The 269-nt window shown below is 60.2% G+C and carries 1 protein-coding gene; it reads left to right on the top strand.

The window, feature by feature from the left end; genetic code table 11:
* A partial coding sequence (locus SB689_RS23235) for a TrbI/VirB10 family protein (RefSeq protein ID WP_410694416.1) occupies positions 1-269 on the top strand: 269 nt, incomplete at both ends.

Raw genomic sequence — 269 nt, 5'->3', positions numbered from 1 at the left:
AAAGGCGGGTTGGATCATTCCGGCAGCGCTCGAGTGTGCGCTCAATTCCGACCTGCCGGGGCAGACGTGCGCTCGGGTGATAGAGAACGTGTTCGACACGGCAACGGGGAAGTATCTGCTGATCCCGCAGGGCAGTAAGCTGATTGGCACATACGACAGCCAAATCGCGTACGGGCAGGAGCGCATTCTGGTGGTTTGGACGCGACTGATTTTCCCTGACGGCAGCAGCATCAGCCTCGATGGGATGCCGGGAGAAGACAAGGCCGGGA

This window comes from Chryseobacterium sp. SIMBA_038 (assembly GCF_046535115.1).
GTDB lineage: Bacteria > Bacteroidota > Bacteroidia > Flavobacteriales > Weeksellaceae > Chryseobacterium.
This window is presented reverse-complemented; position numbering and strand designations above follow the sequence as displayed.